The organism is Pseudomonas asgharzadehiana, from assembly GCF_019139815.1.
Taxonomy (GTDB): domain Bacteria; phylum Pseudomonadota; class Gammaproteobacteria; order Pseudomonadales; family Pseudomonadaceae; genus Aquipseudomonas; species Aquipseudomonas asgharzadehiana.
In genome coordinates this window covers 3,012,270-3,033,638 of record NZ_CP077079.1, presented here as the reverse complement: position 1 = coordinate 3,033,638, position 21,369 = coordinate 3,012,270, and the positions used below count along the sequence as shown (strand labels likewise).

At 61.3% G+C, this 21,369-nt stretch carries 15 protein-coding genes; 11 read left to right on the top strand and 4 right to left on the bottom strand.

The genetic code is table 11. The features are described from left to right. Window positions 1-24: 24 nt before the first annotated feature. The gene (locus tag KSS96_RS13660) at window positions 25-495 is read right to left on the bottom strand and encodes a DUF1289 domain-containing protein (protein WP_017527916.1); all 471 of its coding nucleotides are present in this window, start codon (window positions 493-495) and stop codon (window positions 25-27) included. A gap of 397 nt (window positions 496-892) precedes the next feature. Between KSS96_RS13660 and acnB the strand changes: the two genes are divergently transcribed. Next, on the top strand, window positions 893-3,502 hold the full coding sequence (gene acnB, locus KSS96_RS13655; RefSeq protein WP_017527917.1) for a bifunctional aconitate hydratase 2/2-methylisocitrate dehydratase: 2,610 nt from the start codon (window positions 893-895) through the stop codon (window positions 3,500-3,502). 213 nt (window positions 3,503-3,715) lie between these two features. Here acnB and KSS96_RS13650 read toward each other — a convergent pair whose 3' ends face one another. Continuing rightward, a complete protein-coding gene (locus tag KSS96_RS13650) occupies window positions 3,716-4,993 on the bottom strand; it encodes a serine/threonine transporter (RefSeq protein ID WP_017527918.1) in 1,278 nt (425 codons plus the stop codon). Window positions 4,994-5,416: 423 nt separating this feature from the next. On the opposite strand from KSS96_RS13650, the gene KSS96_RS13645 reads away from it, so the two are divergent. The 5 genes from KSS96_RS13645 (at window position 5,417) to pdxR (ending at window position 10,469) form a co-directional block, all read left to right on the top strand. Next, window positions 5,417-5,944 carry a cysteine hydrolase family protein gene (locus tag KSS96_RS13645; RefSeq protein ID WP_068934813.1) on the top strand — a complete coding sequence of 176 codons (528 nt, stop codon included), beginning with the start codon at window positions 5,417-5,419 and terminating at the stop codon, window positions 5,942-5,944. Between the two features lie 93 nt (window positions 5,945-6,037). Then, window positions 6,038-6,991, top strand: coding sequence for a 2-hydroxyacid dehydrogenase (locus KSS96_RS13640; RefSeq protein WP_017527920.1), 954 nt, complete (start codon window positions 6,038-6,040; stop codon window positions 6,989-6,991). A 129-nt stretch (window positions 6,992-7,120) separates the two neighbouring features. Next, window positions 7,121-8,188: a phosphotransferase family protein gene (locus tag KSS96_RS13635; protein WP_217856430.1), complete on the top strand. Its 1,068-nt coding sequence runs from the start codon at window positions 7,121-7,123 to the stop codon at window positions 8,186-8,188. 9 nt (window positions 8,189-8,197) lie between these two features. Beyond that, window positions 8,198-8,965 carry an SDR family oxidoreductase gene (locus KSS96_RS13630; protein ID WP_217856428.1) on the top strand — a complete coding sequence of 256 codons (768 nt, stop codon included), beginning with the start codon at window positions 8,198-8,200 and terminating at the stop codon, window positions 8,963-8,965. 70 nt (window positions 8,966-9,035) lie between these two features. Further along, a complete protein-coding gene (gene pdxR, locus KSS96_RS13625) occupies window positions 9,036-10,469 on the top strand; it encodes a MocR-like pyridoxine biosynthesis transcription factor PdxR (protein WP_065878431.1) in 1,434 nt (477 codons plus the stop codon). Window positions 10,470-10,550: 81 nt separating this feature from the next. Here pdxR and KSS96_RS13620 read toward each other — a convergent pair whose 3' ends face one another. Then, window positions 10,551-11,180 (bottom strand): DNA-3-methyladenine glycosylase I, encoded by a 630-nt coding sequence (locus KSS96_RS13620; RefSeq protein ID WP_217856426.1) that lies wholly within the window; start codon window positions 11,178-11,180, stop codon window positions 10,551-10,553. 217 nt (window positions 11,181-11,397) lie between these two features. Here KSS96_RS13620 and KSS96_RS13615 point away from each other — a divergent pair, with 217 nt between their 5' ends. From KSS96_RS13615 to KSS96_RS13605, 3 genes are all read left to right on the top strand, one after another. Beyond that, the gene (locus tag KSS96_RS13615) at window positions 11,398-12,723 is read left to right on the top strand and encodes a C4-dicarboxylate transporter DctA (RefSeq protein WP_177412897.1); all 1,326 of its coding nucleotides are present in this window, start codon (window positions 11,398-11,400) and stop codon (window positions 12,721-12,723) included. Window positions 12,724-12,830: 107 nt separating this feature from the next. Beyond that, on the top strand, window positions 12,831-13,532 hold the full coding sequence (locus KSS96_RS13610) for a FadR/GntR family transcriptional regulator (RefSeq protein ID WP_017527926.1): 702 nt from the start codon (window positions 12,831-12,833) through the stop codon (window positions 13,530-13,532). Between the two features lie 16 nt (window positions 13,533-13,548). Further along, a complete protein-coding gene (locus KSS96_RS13605) occupies window positions 13,549-14,235 on the top strand; it encodes a GntR family transcriptional regulator (RefSeq protein WP_065878427.1) in 687 nt (228 codons plus the stop codon). Between the two features lie 199 nt (window positions 14,236-14,434). On the opposite strand, the gene KSS96_RS13600 is transcribed toward KSS96_RS13605, so the two are convergent. Further along, a complete protein-coding gene (locus KSS96_RS13600; RefSeq protein WP_017527928.1) occupies window positions 14,435-19,303 on the bottom strand; it encodes an NAD-glutamate dehydrogenase in 4,869 nt (1,622 codons plus the stop codon). 491 nt (window positions 19,304-19,794) lie between these two features. On the opposite strand from KSS96_RS13600, the gene KSS96_RS13595 reads away from it, so the two are divergent. Both KSS96_RS13595 and KSS96_RS13590 read left to right on the top strand, forming a co-directional pair. Continuing rightward, the gene (locus tag KSS96_RS13595; RefSeq protein ID WP_017527929.1) at window positions 19,795-20,148 is read left to right on the top strand and encodes a hypothetical protein; all 354 of its coding nucleotides are present in this window, start codon (window positions 19,795-19,797) and stop codon (window positions 20,146-20,148) included. A gap of 258 nt (window positions 20,149-20,406) precedes the next feature. Then, window positions 20,407-21,366 carry an AAA family ATPase gene (locus KSS96_RS13590; protein ID WP_003174327.1) on the top strand — a complete coding sequence of 320 codons (960 nt, stop codon included), beginning with the start codon at window positions 20,407-20,409 and terminating at the stop codon, window positions 21,364-21,366. Window positions 21,367-21,369: the final 3 nt, after the last annotated feature.

The window sequence follows — 21,369 nt, the reverse complement described above, 5'->3', positions numbered from 1 at the left end:
CCCCCACATTCTGGACTTGTGTTGTCAGTCGGCGAGCGCATCTCTCAGGAAACCGGGCGCGATATAGCGCTGGTAATGCGCCTCGGACAGGATAAAAAACTCGCGGTCGATGGCATCGCGCAAGTCCGGCAAGGGCCAGTCGCGAAACTCCGGCAACAGCACCATGCCATAGGCTTGCAGATTGGAAATCACCCGCGCGCCCCGAGCGATCAGTTGGTAGGCCCAGCAGTAAGGCGACTGGTGCGGCACGAAGCGGATCTTGCGCTGCTCCAATTGGCCACGCAGGGTGCCGGGGTCAAAAATTTCCACTTTGCCGGCCATGACCTGCACCAGCAGTTGCTCCAGGCGCAGCCATACTGCGCGCTTTTCTTCTTCGTCATAGCCGTTCCACTGGATCACTTCGTGGTGGAAGCGCTTGCAGCCGCGGCACACCAGATCGCCGTAAACCGTGGAGCACAGGCCGACGCAGGGGGTCTTGATGGTTTGGTTGGGCATGGGCAACGACACGCAAATCAGCGAAACAGTGCGCCATGTTAGCCCTTTGTCTAAGGTTGATCACCCAGCAAACTTGCCGTGGCAACTTACCTTTAGAAATTTTTTGCCGTAGAATCACCCGGCCTTGTAAGGCGCCAATAATCCGCTGGAAGCTGTTTTCAAAGCGTCACGAGCACAGTCGTTCCTTCAGAACGGTGTTGGCGATGGTTATTACCCGGTAGGTCAATAGCCAACGCCAACCCTCATCAGCTCCGTTCTGCAGGCGTAAAACTTTGAAAGCAGCTTCTGTAAGGAATGCCGGCAGCGCTGGCTTTGCGGCCCAAAAAGCCCCCGAGCGCATGCGTGCCGTTCATTTCTGGATGAGCGTCCCGTGGGACCACTGATGAGGGTAATAACTGTGCTTGAAGCCTACCGCAAACATATCGAAGAGCGCGCAGCCCTGGGTATCGTTCCCCAGCCGCTTAACGCCGAACAAACCGCAGGCCTGGTCGAGCTGCTGAAAAATCCTCCGGCTGGCGAAGAAGAATTCCTCGTTGACCTGATTACCAACCGCATTCCACCAGGTGTTGACGAAGCTGCCTACGTCAAGGCCGGTTTCCTGTCTGCCCTGGCCAAGGGCGAAGCCACTTCCCCCCTGATCGACAAGAAACGCGCCGTTGAACTGCTTGGCACCATGCAAGGCGGCTACAACATCGTGACCCTGGTCGAGCTGCTGGACGACGCCACACTTGCGCCTGTCGCCGCCGCCCAACTCAAGCACACCCTGCTGATGTTCGATGCGTTCCACGACGTGGCTGAAAAAGCCCGCAACGGCAACGCACACGCCAAAGCCGTGATCCAGTCCTGGGCTGACGGCGAGTGGTTCCGCAACCGCCCTACCCTGGCCGACAAGATCAGCCTGCGCGTGTTCAAGGTCACCGGCGAAACCAACACCGACGACCTGTCCCCTGCCCCGGACGCCTGGTCCCGCCCTGACATCCCGCTGCACGCCCTCGCCATGCTGAAAATGGCGCGCGAAGGCATCGTGCCGGACGAGCAAGGCAAGACCGGCCCGATGAAGCAGATCGAAGAAATGCGTGGCCAAGGCTTCCCGATCGCCTACGTCGGTGACGTGGTCGGTACGGGTTCGTCGCGTAAATCGGCGACCAACTCGGTACTGTGGTTCTTCGGCGACGACGTGCCTTACGTGCCGAACAAGCGTGCCGGCGGCTTCTGCTTCGGCAGCAAGATCGCTCCGATCTTCTACAACACCATGGAAGATGCGGGCGCTCTGCCGATCGAATTCGACGTGACCAACATGAACATGGGCGACGTGATCGACCTGTACCCACATGCTGGCAAAGTCTGCAAACACGGCACCGATGAAGTCCTGACCACCTTCGAAATGAAGACGCCGGTGCTGCTGGACGAAGTCCGCGCCGGCGGCCGTATCCCGCTGATCATCGGCCGTGGCCTGACCGACAAGGCTCGCGCTGAGCTGGGCCTTGGCCCTACCGACCTGTTCAAGCTGCCTGAAGCGCCTGTCGACACCGGCAAAGGCTTCACCCTGGCGCAGAAAATGGTCGGCAAGGCCTGCGGTCTGCCGGAAGGCAAAGGCGTTCGCCCAGGTACTTACTGCGAACCGAAGATGACCACCGTGGGTTCCCAGGACACCACCGGTCCGATGACCCGTGATGAACTCAAAGACCTGGCGTGCCTGGGCTTCTCGACCGATCTGGTGATGCAGTCCTTCTGCCACACCGCGGCCTATCCAAAGCCGATCGACGTAACCACCCACCACACCCTGCCTGACTTCATCATGACCCGTGGCGGTGTATCGCTGCGTCCAGGCGACGGCATCATCCACAGCTGGCTGAACCGCATGCTGCTGCCGGACACCGTCGGCACCGGTGGTGACTCCCACACCCGCTTCCCGATGGGCATCTCGTTCCCGGCCGGTTCCGGTCTGGTCGCGTTTGCCGCAGCCACTGGCGTGATGCCACTGGACATGCCGGAATCGATCCTGGTTCGCTTCAAAGGCAAGATGAAACCTGGCATCACCCTGCGTGACCTGGTTCATGCGATTCCTTACTACGCGATCCAATCGGGCCTGCTGACCGTAGAGAAAAAAGGCAAGAAAAACGCCTTCTCCGGCCGCATCCTGGAAATCGAAGGTCTCAACGACCTGACGCTGGAGCAGGCTTTCGAGCTGTCCGACGCCTCGGCCGAACGTTCGGCTGCCGGTTGCACCATCAAGCTGTCCAAAGAGTCCGTCACCGAGTACCTGAACTCCAACATCACCCTGCTGCGCTGGATGATCGGTGAAGGCTACGGCGATGCACGCACCCTGGAACGTCGCGCCCAAGCGATGGAAGCCTGGGTGGCCAACCCTGAGCTGATGGAAGCCGATGCCGACGCCGAATACGCCGAAATCATCGAGATCGACCTGTCGGAAATCAACGAGCCGATCCTCTGCGCACCAAACGACCCGGACGACGCTCGTCTGCTGTCCAGCGTTGCCGGCGAGAAGATCGACGAAGTGTTCATCGGCTCGTGCATGACCAACATCGGTCACTTCCGCGCTGCCGGCAAGTTGCTGGAACAGGTCAAGGGGCAGCTGCCAACCCGTCTGTGGCTGTCGCCGCCGACCAAGATGGACGCTCACCAATTGACCGAAGAAGGCTACTACGGCATCTACGGCAAGGCCGGCGCGCGCATGGAAATGCCGGGCTGCTCGCTGTGCATGGGTAACCAGGCACGTGTTGAGCCGAATTCGACCGTGGTGTCGACGTCGACCCGTAACTTCCCGAACCGCCTGGGTGACGGCGCGAACGTCTACCTGGCCTCGGCTGAGCTGGCGGCAGTGGCGTCTACCCTGGGTCGCTTGCCGACTGTCGAAGAGTACATGGGCTACGCAGCGAAACTGGACACCATGGCCAGTGACGTCTACCGCTACCTGAACTTCGACCAGATCGCCGAGTTCCGCAAGATCGCAGCAAGCGCCAACATCCCGGTGATTCAAGCCTAAGGTGTTGATGTAAAAAAACGCCGCGTATCGCAAGGTACGCGGCGTTTTTTATGCCCGGAATACGGTGTTCACAACACTGAAAGGCAAATGTGGGAGGGGGCTTGCTCCCGATGGCGGTGATTCAGTCATTCATATGTGACTGATACACCGCTATCGGGAGCAAGCCCCCTCCTACATTTGGACCTGAACAGTCCTTGAGAACTGTCTCAGACTTCAAGCCATAAACGAATACACCAACGCCGTAATCGCCACCAACCCTACCGCCGTGACAAACACATTGGACGCTTGCCCACGGTACTTGGCCATGGCCGGCACTTTCCGGATGGCGTACATCGGCATCAGGAACAGGATCGAAGCGATAATCGGCCCGCCCAGGGTCTCGATCATCCCCAGGATGCTCGGGTTCAACGTGGCGACAATCCAGCACACCACGAGCATGAAGGCAGCGGTCATGCGGTCCAACGCCTTCGGTGCGGGGCGACGGCCGCTCTTGAGCACCAGGCCCTTGAGGCCTTCGCTGGCACCGATGTAGTGGCCCAGGAACGACTTGGCAATCGCCACGAACGCGATCAACGGCGCAGCAAATGCGATGGTCGGGTTGTTGAAGTGGTTGGCCAGGTACGACAGGATCGACAGGTTCTGCGCCTTCGCTTCGGCCAGTTGCGCGGGCGACAGGGTCAGCACGCAACTGAACACGAAGAACAGCACCATCACCACCATCAGCAGGTGCGCGCGGGACAGGATCTGCGAGCTGCGCTCATCGGCGTGGGCACCGTACTGGCGCTTCTGGTCGACCGCAAAGGCGGAGATGATCGGCGAATGGTTGAACGAAAACACCATCACCGGAATCGCCAGCCACAACGTATTAAGCAAGGCCGAGGGCGCCGGCACGACACTGGCCGTGCTGAGGATGCCGCCGTTCCAATGCGGCACCAGGTAAACCGCCAGGAACAACAGCGCAACGATAAACGGGTACACCATCAGGCTCATGGCCTTGACGATCACCTGCTCACCGCACCGCACCACGGCCAGCAGGCCGAGGATCAGCACGAACGACAGGATCGCCCGTGGCGGCGGCAGGATGTGCAACTGGTGCTCCATGAAGCTACTGACCGTGTTGGTCAACGCCACGCTGTAGATCAGCAGAATCGGGAAAATGGCGAAGAAGTACAGCAAGGTGATCAATGCACCGGCCTTGATGCCAAAGTGCTCCTCTACCACGTCGGTAATGTCGGAACCTTCGCGGCCCGACAGCACGAAACGGGTCAGGCCACGGTGGGCAAAGAACGTCATCGGGAACGCCAGCAGCGCCAGGATCACCAGTGGCCAGAAGCCCCCCAGGCCAGCGTTGATCGGCAGAAACAAGGTACCGGCGCCGATGGCGGTGCCGAACAGGCCGAGCATCCAGGTGGTGTCCTGGCGGCTCCAGCTCGAAAGGGTTGCAGGTGTCGTTGCATAGCGTTCGTCGACGCTATTGGCCTGATCATTCATCCGGTCGGATCTCCGCATTTACACGGCCGGGACGAGTCAGAAAAACCTGACAGGCAGCGCCCCGACCATAGAAGGGGCCGGATTGTCCGGGATTCTCGTGAATAAGCAAAGACTTAGCTGAGGAACGGTTAACCGGTGCAGATGTCGGAATAAGCCATGCGTGACACTGGAAAGCGTCGCCGTAGCCCGTAGGAAATGCCCTTACTGCTGTTGACAGTCACTTCTGCGCGCCCGCATGATCGGCCCATGATGCCTATTCAGTTGAACCTCACCCGTACCACCACCACGACCGCTTATGGCGGGTCTCGCGGTGGCTGTGGGTGCTTGAGCTAAACACTTCACGGATACACCCCAAGGCCCCGCCAGCAATGGACGGGGCCTTTTTATTGCTCCGTCCACCTGGCCTTCGCAAGGAGCAACACCATGGCTGACGCCCTGCTTATCATCGACATGCAAACCGGCTTGTACGATGGCCCGGACAAACCCTTCGAACGCGAACGCGTGCTGGGCGCCATCAACGGCTTGATCCAGCGTGCCCGTGCAGCCGCCGCGCCGATCTTCGTGGCGCGCCATACCGGCCCTGTCGGGTCACCGCTTGAGGCCGGCAGCCGGCCGTGGCAGCTGTGGCACGAACTGGACGTTGATGCAGCCCGCGACCACCTGTTCAATAAAACCCGCCCCAGCTGCTTCCTGGGCACCGATCTGGCACGGCAACTTCACACCGCAAACGTGAAGGAGCTGGTGATCGCAGGCATGAAAACCCAGTTCTGCATCGACACCACGTGCCGCGTAGCGGTAGAGCTGGGCTTTTCGGTGGTGCTTGCCGAAGATGCCCACACTTGCATGGACACGCCGACGCTGAAGGCAGAGGCGATTGTCGAGCATCACAACGCCACGTTGGCCGGCGCGTTTGTGAAGCGAGTAAGGGCGGCGAACGTAGCGTTCCGATGAACTGGGCGGGGTGGAAATTTTCCACCCCAACTAAACGATTCAGCCTACACATCCCGCATACTCTCTCCTCCAACCCCAAGGAAGATCCGTCCGATGACCCCTACCGTCCTGGTCCTGGTTGAAACCATCAACGACTACCTGCCGATCATCGAGAGCAATGACTTTCATGTGATCCTGGCACCGACGCCCGCCGAACGCGCCCAGGCCATCAAGGCCCACGGCGGCCAGATCAAGGCCGTGCTGACCCGCGGCCCCCTGGGTTTATACGCCGAGGAAATCGCCGCGCTGCCGCTGCTGGAGATCATCTGCGTGATCGGTGCCGGGTATGAACACGTAGACCTGCAGGCCGCCAGCAATCGCGGGATCGTGGTCACCAACGGTGCCGGAGTGAACGCGCCATCGGTGGCGGACCACGCGATGGCGCTGTTGCTGGCGCTGGTACGTGGTATCCCGCAGACCGACGCAGCCGTACGGCGCAGCGAATGGCCCAAAGTGATGCGCCCGTCCCTGGGCGGCAAGCAACTGGGCATTCTGGGCCTGGGCGCCGTGGGCCTGGAGATCGCCAAGCGCGCGGCCCTCGGGTTCGGCATGCAGGTGAGTTATCACAACCGCCAGCCACGCGATGACGTGGACTACACCTACTGCGCCACCGCCGTGGAACTGGCACGCACCTCGGACTTCCTGATCCTGGCCACGCCCGGCGGCGCCGGCACGCGCCACCTGATTGATCGCAACGCCCTCGACGCGCTGGGACCGAACGGTTACCTGGTCAATATCGGCCGTGGCAGCGTCGTGGTCACCGCCGACCTGATCACCGCCCTTGAGCAACGCCGCATCGGTGGCGCCGCACTGGATGTGTTCGACGACGAGCCGAAGGTGCCCGACGCCCTCAAGCGCCTCCCCAACACCGTACTCACCTCGCACGTTGCCGGGCTGTCGCCCGAAGCCGCCCATGACACCGTGCAGCGCGTGGCCGACAACCTGGTGGAGTTCTTCGCCGGTCGCGCGGTGCTTACGCCGGTCACCCTGCCCCCGCCCGCAAAATGACCGATCAGGCACGCTGATCATCATTTAACACGCTAACCTATTAAGCCGCCCCGACCTTGTCGGTGGGCGGTTGTGCGCATTAGATTAGCCAATAGTCCAAGGCCTTAAAAATAAGCAGAAGGGATAAGCATGGCGCTGAACGACCAATCGACCCAGATTCGACCCGGTGAAGAACTGGATGCCAGCCTGATCGATCCCTACCTCAAGGCCCATATCCCCGGCCTGAGCGGCACGCCGACCATCAGCCAATTCCCTGGCGGCGCGTCCAACCTGACTTACCTGCTGGAATACCCCGGCCAGGAATTCGTGCTGCGCCGCCCGCCCTTCGGCCACAAGGCCAAGTCCGCCCACGACATGGGCCGCGAATACCGCATTCTCAACCAGCTCAAAGATGGCTTCCCGTATTGCCCCAAAGCCTATGTGCACTGCACCGACAAGTCGGTGATCGGCGCCGAGTTTTATGTGATGGAGCGCGTCAATGGCATCATCCTGCGCTCCGACCTCCCGGCCGAACTGGGACTTGATGCCACCAGGACCGAGGCGCTGTGCAAGAGCTTTATCGACAAATTCGTCGAACTGCATCGGGTCGACTACAGCGCCTGCGGCCTAGCCGACCTGGGCAAGCCCGAGGGCTACGTGGCGCGCCAGATCCGTGGCTGGAGCGAGCGCTATGAAAAAGCCCTGACCCCCGACGCGCCGAAATGGGAGGCGGTACGCGCCTGGCTCCACGACAAGATGCCGGCCGATCACCCCACCTCCAGCATCGTGCACAACGACTACCGCTTCGACAACGTGATCCTCGACCCGCACAACCCGATGCAGATCATCGGCGTACTGGACTGGGAACTCACCACCCTCGGCGATCCGCTGATGGACCTGGGTAACACCCTCGCCTACTGGATCGAGGCAGCGGACCCCGCGCCGGTGCAACTGATGCGTCGCCAACCGAGTAACGCCCCCGGCATGCTCACCCGCCGCGAATTTGTCGACTATTACGCCGAACGCTCGGGCATCCGGGTCGACAACTTCGACTTCTACTACACCTACGGCCTGTTCCGCCTGGCGGGCATCGTGCAGCAGATCTACTACCGCTTCTTCCATGGCCAGACCCAGGACAAACGCTTTGCGCAGTTCATTCAGATGAACAAGCTGCTGGAGCAGATGAGCCTGAACGTTATCGGTAAATCAGCCCTTTAAGGAATTCCCATGTCCAAGACTCACTTGTTCGATCTCGACGGCAAAATTGCATTCGTGTCCGGCGCCAGCCGTGGCATCGGTGAGGCCATCGCCAAGTTGCTGGCCCAGCAAGGCGCCCATGTGGTCGTCTCCAGCCGCAAGCTGGAAGGCTGCCAACACGTCGCCGACGCGATCATCGCCGCTGGCGGCAAGGCCACGGCCGTGGCCTGCCATATCGGTGAAATGGAGCAGATCAGCCAAGTGTTCGCCGGCATCCGCGAGCAATTCGGCCGCCTGGATATCCTGGTCAACAACGCCGCCACCAACCCGCAGTTCTGCAACGTGCTGGACACCGACCTGGGTGCGTTCCAGAAGACCGTCGACGTGAACATCCGCGGCTACTTCTTCATGTCGGTGGAAGCCGGCAAGCTGATGCGCGAGAACGGCGGCGGCAGCATCATCAACGTGGCCTCAATCAACGGCATCTCGCCGGGCGTATTCCAGGGCATCTACTCGGTGACCAAGGCCGCCGTGATCAACATGACCAAGGTGTTCGCCAAGGAATGCGCCGAGTTCGGTATTCGTTGCAACGCCCTGCTGCCGGGCCTGACCGATACCAAGTTCGCCTCGGCGTTGGTGAAGAACGACGCGATCCTGAAAATGGCCCTGGCGCAGATCCCGCTCAAGCGCGTGGCCGACCCAAGCGAGATGGCCGGTGCGGTGCTGTTCCTGGCCAGTGATGCGTCCAGCTACACCACCGGCGTGTCGCTGAATGTGGACGGTGGTTTCCTGTCCTGACAGCGCCTGGGTTTGCTCAGATCGATTTGCGGGTAACCTTGGCGCAGATCGATCTGCCTCAGGATGAAACATGGAATTGCACATCGTCATCAGCGGCCGCAAGGACCTGGCTGCCCAGCTTTATCAACAGTTGCGCGAAGCCATCGCCACCGGGCGACTGTGTGCGGGCGCGCAACTGCCGCCGAGCCGGCTGCTCGCCGAGCAATTGGGCATCTCGCGCAAAACCGTATCCGATACCTACGCCACCTTGACTTACGAAGGCCTGCTGGTTGGCAGGATCGGCCGCGGCACCTTCGTCAATGCGTGGGCGCCGCAGCCTGGTCGCGTGCAAACCGCCACCGACCTGGCCTGCGCCGATAACCTGGCGAAATGGGCCGCACTGCCCTCGCCCATGCGCCACCCCACCCGCGACAGCATCTTGCGCTACGAATTTATCGGCGGCGCCACCAGCCGCCACCAGTTCCCCCAGGATGAATGGCGCCGCTGCACCCAGGACGCGCTGCGCCGTATCGCGCAAAACAGCGGTTTCTACAGCCAGCCCGAAGGCCTGCCGGCGCTGCGCAGTGCGATTGCCGGGCATATCGCGTTTTCCCGGGGAGTCAAATGCCGCGACAGCGACATCGTGGTCACCAACGGCGCGCAGCAGGCATTGGACCTGCTCGCCCGCGTCGTGCTTGAGCCGGGCAGCATCGTCGCCATGGAAGACCCCGGCTACAGCCCGGCGCGTCAGTTGTTCATGGCAATGGGCGCCCGCGTTGCCAGCGTGCCGGTGGATGCCCAGGGCATCCGGGTCGAGCAGATTCCCGAGGGCGCGCGGCTGATCTACGTGACACCGTCCCACCAGTTCCCCCTCGGCATGCCCATGAGCCCGGCGCGCCGCGAAGCGTTGCTGGCGCGTGCGTTCGAACTGGGGGCGATCATCATTGAGGACGATTACGACAGCGAATTTCGCTACGAAGGCCGGCCCACCGACTCCCTGCAAAGCATGGACACGCGCGGCGCAGTTGCATACGTGGGCACTTTCTCCAAGACCCTGCTGCCCGAGTTGCGCCTGGGCTACCTGGTACTGCCACCGGCGATATACCCCGCGGTGCTCAAGGCCAAGCAATTGACCGACCAACACAGCTCTACCCTGGCGCAGTGGGCGCTGGCCAAGTTCATCAGCGAGGGCTACCTGCTCAAGCACATCCGGCGCTGCCACACGGTGTATGCCGGGCGCCGCGAACGCATCCTGCAACGCCTGGCGGGCGATTTGTCGCCGTGGTTCGAAGCGGTGCCCAGCGTGGCCGGGTTCCACATGGCGGCCTTGTGCAAGGTGCCGGTGAATATCCCGCTGCTCAGAGAACTGGCGCGCCAAGTGGACGTCGGCTTGTACCCGCTGGATGTGTTCTTCCAGGACGCGCCGGTGCGCCAGGGTTTGATCATCGGGTTTGGGGCCATCGAGACCCTCGATATCGACCCGGCGCTGGACAAGGTGCGCGATATCCTCCAGCAGATTGGCTAGGGGTTTTTTCAGAAATGTGGGTGGGGGCTAAATGTGGGAGCAAGCCCCCTCCCACAGTTTTAACCGCCTTCAGTCACCGACTCACGGGCGTTTGAACTGGCGCCGCAGGTCTTCAATGCCCTCGCGGCAGAAGCACCCTTCAAGGTGATCATTGACCATCCCCATCGCCTGCATCAGCGCATACATCGTGGTTGGCCCCACATAAGTCCAGCCGCGCCTCTTCAAGGCCTTCGACAACCGCACCGACGCCGGCGACGTCGGGTTAACCGTCCAATAAGCCAGGTCCACCACCGCCGGGCGCTCATCCTCAGCGGGCTCGAACGCCCACAACCACCGCGCCAGCGAGCCGGTTTCAGCCACCAACTCACAGGCACGGCGCGCATTGTTGATGGCGGACACGATCTTCGCCCGATTGCGCACAATGCCCGGGTCTTGCATCAGCCGCTCGATATCCGCCTCGCCATACTGCGCTACCTGGCTAAAATCAAAGCCATCGAATGCACGTCGAAAACGCTCGCGCTTGCGCAGGATGGTGATCCACGCCATGCCCGCCTGGAAACCTTCCAGGCAAATCTTCTCGTACAGCTGGATATCGTCCGCCACCGGCACGCCCCACTCGTGGTCGTGGTAGTGCGGGTATTCGGGCGCCGAGGTGCGCCAGGTGCAATGGCTGCGTCCTGCCGCGTCGGTAGTCAGTCCTGGTGTGTCCATCCCTCACCTCATGAGCCGAGGGGCGGATGATAAGCGAAAATTTTTGCACCCCGCCAACCGCTCAAGCATCGCCCTCGGCGAACCACTGGTCAGACCGGGACCCGCCAGCCGACGAATAATCGCTTGTTATTTCAAAAATACCTGGCCTAGACTGGCCACGCACTGGACTTACCGGTATGACCACAACAATTAAGCCCTGGAACCACCAGGGCACCGAATAGAGATCCCTCCCATGCTCAGATGGTGCTCGCGTTCGATTTTCCTCCAAGTCGTCATTGGCCTGATGCTCGGCATCGCCTGCGGCCTGGCCCTTCCCGAATTTTCCTCGCAACTCAAACCTTTGGGTGACGGCTTTATCAAGCTGATCAAAATGCTAATTGGCCTGATCGTGTTCTGCGTGGTGGTCAGCGGTATTTCCGGCGCCGGCGACCTGAAGAAAGTCGGGCGCATCGGCCTCAAGTCGGTGATCTACTTTGAAGTGCTCACCACCATTGCGCTGGTGATCGGCCTGGTCATGGCGTTCAGCACCGGTATCGGCCAGGGCGCCAATATCCATCTGGAGCAACTCTCCTCCGCCGGCCTGAATGAACTGGCCGACAAGGGCCAGCACATCAAGGGCACCAGCCAGTTCCTGATGGACCTGATCCCCAACTCGGTGATCGGCGCCTTTGCCGACAACAACGTGTTGCAAGTGCTGCTGTTCTCGGTGCTGTTCGGCAGTGCGCTGAACCTGGTGGGCGAAGCGGCCTCGGGCATCACGCGGCTGATCAATGAGCTGAGCCATGTGATTTTCCGCATCATGGGCATGATCGTGCGCCTGGCGCCTATCGGCGTGTTCGGCGCGATCGCCTTCACCACCAGCACCTACGGCCTCGATTCGCTGCAACACCTGGGCAGCCTGGTGGGTTTGTTCTACCTGACCTGCTTCGCTTTCGTCGCGCTGATCCTCGGCGTGGTGATGCGCGTGTCGGGGCTGCGCATGCTGCCACTGCTCAAGTACTTGCGCGAAGAACTGCTGATCGTCATGGGCACCGCCTCCTCCGATGCGGTACTGCCGCAGGTCATGCGCAAACTCGAACACCTGGGTATCGGCAGCTCGACCGTGGGCCTGGTGATTCCGACGGGATATTCGTTCAACCTGGACGGTTTCTCGATCTACCTGACCCTGGCCATCGTATTTATTGCCAACGCCACCGGCACGCCGCTGTCGATGACCGACCTGCTGACCATCCTGCTGGTGTCGCTGATCACCTCCAAGGGCGCCCACGGCATTCCCGGTTCGGCGCTGGTGATTCTGGCGGCGACGCTCACCGCGATCCCGGCAATTCCGGTGGTGGGCCTGGTGCTGGTGCTGGCGGTGGACTGGTTCATGGGTATCGGCCGCGCATTGACCAACCTGATCGGCAACTGCGTGGCCACCGTGGCGATTGCGCGCTGGGAAAAAGACATCGATATCCAGCGCGCCAACAAAGTGCTCGACGGCCAGCAAGGGTACGCCTTCCAGGCCAAGAAGCCGGTATTGCCGGCGCATCAGGAGTTCTGAAGCAATTCGATGAGCACCACAAATCAACGGTGGGAGGGGCTTGCTCCCTCCCACACTGGACCTTCCTCGTATCGAATAATGGGTTCGCAGCTTAAGGAGCATACGACGTGATCAGCACCTCAACCGTCGTCAATTCAGTGGTAGAAAAACTGCGCGCCGCGCTCAAGCGGGGCCAGTGGCGGCGGGGTGAAATGCTGCCCGGCCAACGTGAGCTGGCCGAACAGATGGGCATCAGCCGCCCCAGCCTGCGCGAGGCGGTGATCGTGCTGGAAACCCTTGGCCTGGTGCGCTCCATGCCCGGCAAAGGCGTGGTGGTGCTCGAAACCAGCGTCAGCGAACCGCAATCGAGCGACGCCGTGGCGCATGCCAGCCTCGAAGATATTCTGCAACTGCGCTACACCCTGGAGCCATTCATTGTCGGCCTGGTGGCCCAGACCATCAGCAGCAAGGATGTCGGCCAACTGCGCCTGACCCTGATGGACATGCGCGAGGCCCTGGAGGCCGGTGATGCCGAAGCCGGGATGAACGCCTACATCGGCTTCCACGAAGAGCTGTTTGCCCTCACCTCCAACCCGATCTTCCAGAACGTGGTGCAACAGACCCGCGACGCCCTCAAGCAAAGCGCCCAAGTGCTGCGCAATTCCCCCGAACACCTGGCCGAACGCCTACAGGAAAACGAAGCGGTAGTACGCGCCATACGCAACAAGAACAGTGCCTTGGCCAGCGCCGAGATGCGTCGGCACATCCTCCAGGAAGGCCTGCGCATGGGCATCGCCCTGAACATCCCGGACGACCATCTGGGCAGCTGATTTTTTGGAGACGACCATGACCGTCCACGCTCTGCAACGCGAGCCTTTCCTCCCTGCCCTGCGCCTGGTGGCCGGTAAAAAGCCTTCAGTGGATGACATCTACCCACGGCTGTTCGACGCGATCCTTGAACAACGCATCGCGCCGGCCAGCCGTTTTACCGAGGAAAGCCTGGGTGAAACCTTCGGCGTGAGTCGCAGCGTGATCCGCCGGGTGTTGGCCAAGCTGTCCCATCAGCAGGTAATCATCCTGCGCCCCAATCAACGCGCCCAGGTGGCGGCGCCGGATACCCAACAAACCCGGCAGATTCTCGAAGCACGGCGCATGACCGAAATCACCGTGGTGCAGCTGGCGTGCGCCCAGGCCACACCCGCACACATTCGCCAGTTGCGCGAACTGATCGCGTGCGAACGCGATTGCATAGAACGCGACCAGCGTGGGCCGGCGATTCGTTTGTCGGGGGAATTTCACCTGCATTTGGCGTCGATCGCCGGCAATGGCCCACTGGCCCAGTTCCTGAACAGCCTGGTGCCGTTGACGTCGTTGGTCATTGCCCAATATGAAGCGAAAGCCTGCACGTATTGCGCGTGGCAGGAGCATGTGGCGATTGTGGACGCGATTGAGCATCGGGACTCAACCACCGCAGTGGCGTTGATGACCCAACACCTGGACCACCTGGAAAGCAAATTACTGAAACACCACTGACCTCCAGACTATAAGGTGGTCCAAATGTGGGAGGGGGCTTGCTCCCGATGACGGAGTGCCAATGAATGCACCTCTTACTGACCCACTGCTATCGGGAGCAAGCCCCCTCCCACACTGGACCTTCAGCACTTGATAAATAGTGTTCCAACAAAAAGCCCCCGCCTCTTACGAGACGGGGGCTTTTGGTTTAGTCGCTAAATCAAGCCGGTTGCAGTACCGACTGACCGCTCAACGCCAGGTCCAGCAGTTCACGGTTGGCGACCGCATACATGGCGTAGTCCGTGCCGACCGCGGCACGGATTTCCACCATCATGGCGCGCCAGCGATCGGCCATGTCCTGGTGCTGCTCAAGCCACAGGGCCACGCGGGCTTCCATGTCTTGTGGCGCATCGGCCATTTGCAGTACCGAGATGGTGATCGCGCGTTGCTGCCAGTCCACATCGTCACGGAACGCTTCGCGCGCCTGGGCCTGCCAGTTGTTGGCCACGGGCAGATCACTGATCTGCTGCAGGTACCACGGCAAGTCCAAAGCGCTGCCGACGGCGAAATAAGCCTTGGCCACTTCGGCGGCGTCATGCCCGGTCACGTCGGCGGCTTCGATGATCGGCAGCAAGGTGTACAGGTGGGTGGTACCTGCAACCATGCGCGCCAACAACTCCGGTACGCCGGCCTGGGTGTAGGCCTGGTAGCGGTTCTGCCAGCCTTCACGGGTCGGGCCTTCCAGCAACTCGTCGAGCTTGAGCCCCAGCGCGGCCAGGTGCGGACCGAAGTGCGCGGTGTCACGGCCAGCATCTTGCTCGTTGCGACGGCTGCGCAGGAACCAGCGCGTAGCACGACGGCCCAGGCGCATCAGCTCGTCCATCAGCTCCAATTGCACGTCTGCCGAAACCTGGTGGTCCAGGGCTTCGATCTGACGGAACCAGTGCGGGAGGTGGAAGATGTCGCGCACGATCACATATGCGCCCGCCACGTTCGCCGGGCTCATGCCGGTCGACTCTTTGAGTCGCTGAACGAAGGTGATGCCCATGTGGTTGACCAGGTCGTTGGCGATCTGGGTGCTGACGATCTCGCGCTTCAAACGATGGCGACGCATGGCTTCGCCGAATTTCGCCACCAGGCTCGGTGGGAACGCGGTTTCCATATCACGGGTGAGGTAGTCGTCATCCGGTACCAGCGACTTGAGCAACGCTTCCTTGAGGTCGATCTTGCTGTACGAGATCAGTACCGACAGCTCCGGACGGGTCAGGCCCTTGCCGGCGGAGGCGCGCTCGGCCAACTGGTCTTCAGTCGGCAGGTACTCAATGGCCCGGTCCAGCTTGCCACGGCCTTCCAGGTCGCTCATCAGGCGCTTGTACTCGGCAGCTCGCTCGTAAGCCTTGCGGGCAGCCAGGGACAGGGCCTGGGTTTGCTTGTAGTTGTTGCCCAACACCAGGCTGCCGACTTCGTCGGTCATGCTCGCCAGCAACTGGTTGCGTTGCTTGTCGGTCATGTCACCGGCCTGCACCACTTCGTTGAGCAGGATCTTGATGTTCACTTCGTGGTCGGAGCAGTCCACGCCACCGGCGTTGTCGATGAAGTCGGTGTTGGAGCCGCCGCCATTGAGGCCGAATTCCACGCGACCCAGCTGGGTCATGCCGAGGTTGCCGCCCTCGCCCACCACCTTGCAGCGCAACTCGTTGCCGTTGACGCGCAACGCATCGTTAGCCTTGTCGCCCACATCGGCGTGGCTCTCGGTGCTGGCCTTGACATAGGTGCCGATGCCGCCGTTCCACAACAGGTCCACCGGCGCCTTGAGCAAGGCGTTCAGCAGTTCGGTCGGGGTCAGCTTGTCGGCCTGGATGTCGAAGCGTTCTTTCATCTGTGGCGAGATGGCAATGCTCTTCGCGCTACGCGAGAAGATACCGCCACCTTCGGACATGATGCTGGTGTCGTAGTCGGTCCAGGCCGAACGCGGCAGCTCGAACATGCGCTGGCGCTCGACGAAGCTGGTGGCCGGGTTCGGGTTCGGGTCGATGAAGATATGCAGGTGGTTGAAGGCCGCGACCAGTTGCAGCTTGTCGGACATCAGCAAGCCGTTACCGAACACGTCGCCGGCCATATCGCCGACGCCGACCACCGTGATGCTGTCTTCCTGCACGTTGATGCCGCGCTCACGGAAGTGACGCTGCACACCCACCCACGCGCCCTTGGCGGTGATGCCCATCTTCTTGTGGTCGTAACCGGCGGAACCGCCGGAGGCGAACGCGTCGCCCAGCCAGAAGCCGTAGTCGATAGCGATGCCGTTGGCGATGTCGGAGAAGGTCGCAGTGCCCTTGTCCGCCGCCACCACCAGGTACGGGTCATCGTCGTCATGACGCACGACGTTGGCCGGAGGCACCAGGGCGCCGTCCTTCAGGTTGTCGGTGATGTCCAACAGGCCGGAAATGAAGATGCGGTAGCACGCGATGCCCTCGGCCGCGATCTCGTCCCGGCTGCCGCCCAACGGCAGGCGACGCGGCAGGAAGCCGCCCTTGGCGCCCACCGGCACGATCACCGAGTTCTTCACTTGCTGGGCTTTTACCAGGCCCAATACTTCGGTGCGGAAATCTTCTTCACGGTCGGACCAGCGCAGGCCGCCCCGCGCCACGTTACCGAAGCGCAGGTGCACGCCTTCAACTCGTGGCGAGTACACAAAGATTTCAAACTTCGGCACCGGCTTGGGCAGCTCGGGGATGGCACGCGGGTCGAACTTGAAGCTGAAGTACGACTTGTTCTGGCCGTTGGCGTCGGTCTGATAGAAGTTGGTGCGCAGGGTGGCCTTGATCAGGTCCAGGTAGCGCCGCAGGATGCGGTCCTCGTTGAGCACCTGAACGTCGTCCAGGGCGCTGAGGATCGCTTGCTCCAGGCGTTGCTGCTTGTCTTCCAGGTCATCGGCGGTGAGCTTGCGCGCCAGGTAGAAACGGGTCTTGAACAACCGGGTCAACTCGCGGGCGATGTCGGTGTGGTTGTTCAGGGTGCTGGCGATGTAACCGAGGTCGAAGCCCAGGCGGATCTGCTTGAGGTAACGCGCATAGGCACGCAGCAGCGCGACGTCGCGCCATGGCAGGCCGGCGGTGAGTACCAGGCGGTTGAACGCATCGTTCTCGGCATCGCCATGCACGATATGCACGAACGCGTCCTGCAAGGTGTCGTTGAGCTGCTGGATATCCAGGTTCACGCCTTCGGCGGCGATGAACGCAAAGTCATGGATCCAGAACTCGCGGCCATTGGCGTGGCGCAGGCGATACGGGAACTCGCCCAGCACGCGCAAACCGAGGTTTTCCAGGATCGGCAGCACGTCGGACAGCGCCAGCGGCGTGTCGGCGTGGTAGAGCTTGCAATGCAGCTCACGCTGGCCGGAGACCTGGCCAAGCGGCTGGTAGAAGCTCATCACCAGTGGGTTGGCTTCGGTCAGGCTGAGCAGGTGCTGCATGTCGACCACCGCCGAATGCGCGGCGAAACGCTCGCGGTAACCGGCGGGAAAGCCTTTCGGGAAGTCCGCCAGCACGTTGGTGCCGTGGGCTTCGCCGAAGCTCTCCACCACCAGGCTGGAGTAGTCGTCCTGCCAGCTGCGGCAGGCCTGTACCACTTCTTTTTCCAGTTGCAGCGGGTCGATATCGAGGCGGTTCTTCGGGTCTACCCGCAGAATCAGCTGGACCCGGGCCAGCACGGATTCGGAGAAGAAGGTCCAGAACTCGCAGTCCGAGGCTTTCAGGCGATCCATCAGCACTTGCTGGATCTTCTGGCGCACTTCGGTGGAATAGATGTCGCGCGGCACATAGGCCAGGCAGTAGCAGAAACGCCCGTACGGGTCTTTGCGCAGGAACACGCGGATCTTATTGCGTTCCTGGATCTGCACAATCGACATCACGGTGCTGAACAGCTCGTCGACCGGGGTCTGGAACAGGTCATCCCGCGGCAGCACTTCAACGACTTGTGCAAGCTCCTTGCCCAAGTGCGCCTTGGCCTGGAAGCCCGAGCGGCGTTCGATCTCGGCGACCTTGCGGCGGATGTACGGAATAACCCGCACGCTTTCGCCATACACCGACGAGGTGTACAGGCCCATGAAGCGGCATTCCTTGACGACCTTGCCGTCGGCGTCAATCTCGCGGATCGACACGTAGTCCGGGTAGGCCGGGCGGTGCACGCGGCTTGGGTGCGCGGCCTTGGCGAACGACAGCACGGTCGGTTCACGCAGGTACGACACGGCGTAGTCTTCGATGCGCAGGTCATCGGCGGTGAGGCCGGCGCGCAGCAGCTTGGTCAGACCGAGGAACGAGCCGGCGTCATATTCGATATGACCGCCGTCCGCCTCGTCACGTACCACGAATTCTTCATAGCCAAGGAAGGTGAAGTGGTTGCCCACCAGCCATTCCAGGAAGTTCTTGATCTCGGCTTTTTCTTCGCCGTCGATGCTGAACCGGCTGGCGTCGATCCCGGCGAGCAGGTCCTGGACCTTGGCTTTCATCGGCTCGAAATCGGCCACCGCCACGCGCACTTCGCCCAATACCTGTTCGAGTTCCTTGCTCAACACGCTCAACTCGGCGGTGTTGGCGCAGCGGTCGATTTCCAGGTACATCAGCGATTCTTGCTCGATGCCTTCGCCCTGGGTGCCTTTTGGCAGGACTTCCAGCAACTCGCCCTTCTTGCCACGGCGCACGCTGAGTACGGTGGTTTGCAGGGTATGGATGCTGTAGCCACGGCGATTCAGCTCGGTGCGTACCGAGTCCACCAGGAATGGCAGGTCATGGTGCAGCACTTCGACCGCGGTGTGGGTCGACTGCCAGCCATGACGTTCGTAATCGGGGTTGTAGACCCGCACTTGCGGTTGGGTGTGATCAAAGCGCTCAAGCAGGCGCCAGGCAGACAGGGTGCAACCGGCCAGGTCGGAAAGGCGACGCTGGGTCAGTTCGTCCAGGGAAATGATGCCGAAGAATTGTTCAGCGAACAGCGCCACTTGTGGCAGTGCCTGTTCACTGATGTGCTGCGCCAGTGCCGCTTGCAGTTGATGCTGGAAGTCGGCCTTGCTGGCTGCGGTGAAGAACGCCATCTGTGGTACTCCGCTTGGGCTTGTTATTGATGGAAGCGTCGCGTGTTATCCCCTTGCGGGGAGACCGTCAGCTCTGATCGCTGGTAGCCAGTTAAGCACCATAAACGAATCAGGGTGACAGGTGGGTGAAGCTGGACAGGACAGTCAGGTCACATACAACTTCCATAAGATGCGCACCTTGCCGGGTGACGGTACGACGGGCAGGTCAGGCGCCTGGAACGTGCACATCCGTTGCGCAGCTTAACGAGTGTAGAAGCCCTGCTCTTGCAGCGCTGCGACATATTCGGTCATCGGTAAGCAGGCTAGGGGTTGCGACGGGTGCAACCTGGGATTTGCGGCGGATAAACAGGCAATTTTCAAACCCGCGAGTACCGAAAATGACTGGTTTGGCCCGTAAGGTCATGCCCCGGTTGTGACAGGGCATGCAGCGAAAAATTCGCCGCAATGGCACAATTACCCCGCGCAACGCCCTACCCCACACAGGATTCCCCATGCTGCAGCTGAAAACCGACGCCCTGATGGCCACCCCGTGCGACGAAGAAGAAGACAACATGGCCATGCTCTGCTGCCACGGTAAAAACGGCGAGATGTTCATGCTCAGCCGTTACCCTGATGAAGATGAGGTTGAGCTGACCTGGGATTACGAGCCGTCAACCCTGGATGGGCTGAAAGTCACCTTGAGTGACACCACCCTGGTGATTGAGCTGGCGGCGGGCGATGCCGATGCGCTGGGTGGCAAGGACCAGTTGGCGATCACCCACGCCACGGCTGCCTCCGACCTGGCCGAGGTAGAGACAACCCTGCGAAACATCCTCAACGGAACCGGCACCTTCACCCGGACCTAAGCTGCACCAACGATCAAATGTGGGAGGGGGCTTGCTCCCGATAGCAGTGTGTCAGTCAGCTTATTTGTAGCTGATACACCGCTATCGGGAGCAAGCCCCCCCCACATTGATCGTGCTCCTACACAAAATTCCTACAAGTTTTGCCAAAAATACCCGTCACTCCGTTAGTCGCCTTACCCCGCGATGCATTAAAGTAAGCGCCCCAGGCCGGTGTTTTTTCCCTGACACCCAGGCTCATCTTTCCAGGAACCGTCATCGATGGAACATCGTGAAGCGCTGCTTGCGCTGCGAACCTTTCTTTCTACGCAGATTCTCGGCCAGGAAAAACTCATCGATCGCCTGCTGATCGCCCTGCTCGCCGACGGCCATATGCTGGTAGAAGGCGCGCCGGGGCTGGCCAAGACCAAAGCCATCAAAGAGCTGGCCGAGGGCATCGAAGCGCAGTTTCATCGTATCCAGTTCACCCCCGACCTGTTGCCCGCCGACATCACCGGCACGGAGATCTATCGCCCGGAAACCGGCAGCTTTGTGTTCCAACAGGGGCCGATCTTCCACAACCTGGTGCTGGCGGACGAAATCAACCGCGCGCCGGCCAAGGTGCAATCGGCACTGCTCGAAGCCATGGCCGAGCGCCAGGTCAGTGTGGGGCGCAGCACCTATGACCTGTCGCCGCTGTTCCTGGTGATGGCCACGCAAAACCCTATCGAACAGGAAGGCACCTACCCGCTGCCCGAAGCGCAGCTCGACCGTTTCCTGATGCACGTCAAGATTGGTTTCCCGGACGCGGCCGTGGAGCGGCGCATCCTGCAACAAGCCCGTGGCGAAGCGCTCAACGGCGAAACCAAGCCCGAGCGCCGCGTCAGCCAGCAGGCAATCTTCGCCGCGCGCAAGGAAATCCTCGGCCTGTACATGGCCGATGCGGTGGAGGAATACCTGGTGCAACTGGTCATGGCCACGCGCACCCCGGCCAAGTTCGACCCGGAGATGGCCGAGTGGATCGCCTATGGTGCAAGCCCCAGGGGTTCCATCGCCCTGGACCGTTGCGCGCGCGCCCACGCCTGGCTGGCCGGGCGTGACTTCGTGAGCCCGGAAGATATCCAGGCCGTGCTGTTCGACGTGCTGCGCCACCGCATTATCCTATCGTTCGAGGCCGAAGCCGCCGGCATTGACCAGGACCGCGTGGTGCAACGCATTCTCGACGTCGTTGCCGTCGCTTGAAGC

Coding starts and splice junctions, on each gene's coding strand:
- KSS96_RS13640 (WP_017527920.1), top strand. CDS start 6,038: ATGACCCCTACCGTCCTGGTCCTGGTTGAAACCATCAACGACTACCTG.
- KSS96_RS13600 (WP_017527928.1), bottom strand. CDS start 19,303: ATGGCGTTCTTCACCGCAGCCAGCAAGGCCGACTTCCAGCATCAACTG.
- KSS96_RS13660 (WP_017527916.1), bottom strand. CDS start 495: ATGCCCAACCAAACCATCAAGACCCCCTGCGTCGGCCTGTGCTCCACG.
- KSS96_RS13620 (WP_217856426.1), bottom strand. CDS start 11,180: ATGGACACACCAGGACTGACTACCGACGCGGCAGGACGCAGCCATTGC.
- KSS96_RS13630 (WP_217856428.1), top strand. CDS start 8,198: ATGTCCAAGACTCACTTGTTCGATCTCGACGGCAAAATTGCATTCGTG.
- KSS96_RS13645 (WP_068934813.1), top strand. CDS start 5,417: ATGGCTGACGCCCTGCTTATCATCGACATGCAAACCGGCTTGTACGAT.
- KSS96_RS13595 (WP_017527929.1), top strand. CDS start 19,795: ATGCTGCAGCTGAAAACCGACGCCCTGATGGCCACCCCGTGCGACGAA.
- KSS96_RS13635 (WP_217856430.1), top strand. CDS start 7,121: ATGGCGCTGAACGACCAATCGACCCAGATTCGACCCGGTGAAGAACTG.
- KSS96_RS13605 (WP_065878427.1), top strand. CDS start 13,549: ATGACCGTCCACGCTCTGCAACGCGAGCCTTTCCTCCCTGCCCTGCGC.
- pdxR (WP_065878431.1), top strand. CDS start 9,036: ATGGAATTGCACATCGTCATCAGCGGCCGCAAGGACCTGGCTGCCCAG.
- KSS96_RS13650 (WP_017527918.1), bottom strand. CDS start 4,993: ATGAATGATCAGGCCAATAGCGTCGACGAACGCTATGCAACGACACCT.
- KSS96_RS13590 (WP_003174327.1), top strand. CDS start 20,407: ATGGAACATCGTGAAGCGCTGCTTGCGCTGCGAACCTTTCTTTCTACG.